Origin of the sequence: Chromobacterium sinusclupearum (assembly GCF_002902845.1) — a bacterium.
Classification (GTDB): domain Bacteria; phylum Pseudomonadota; class Gammaproteobacteria; order Burkholderiales; family Chromobacteriaceae; genus Chromobacterium; species Chromobacterium sinusclupearum.
This window is the reverse complement of the sequence record NZ_PPTF01000104.1, coordinates 1-236: the sequence shown is the minus strand read 5'-3', so window position 1 is coordinate 236 and position 236 is coordinate 1. Positions and strand designations below refer to the sequence as shown.

Below are 236 nucleotides of genomic sequence, written 5' to 3'. Positions count from 1 at the left end.
ACCCGCGCCAATTTATTCGCCACCGCGCACGCCACCACCTGGCTCGGCCGACGCAGCATCAGCTGGGCCGTCCACTGGGCCAGGGCGCTGTCCCATTGCGCCGCTCGCTGCATGATCACATGCGCGCATTGCACCAGCAGCCGGCGCAGCGATTTGTCTCCGCGCTTGCTGATGCCTAGCAGCTTGGCCTTGCCGCCTGTCGAGTGCTGCCGCGGCACCAGACCCAGCGAGGCGGC

Annotated in this window: 1 protein-coding gene; it reads right to left on the bottom strand. The window is 68.6% G+C overall.

Going from position 1 to position 236, the window contains the following annotated elements; all coding sequences use genetic code 11:
- Positions 1-236 (bottom strand): transposase (locus C2134_RS20430; protein ID WP_146042240.1); only part of this gene is annotated, 236 nt, incomplete at both ends.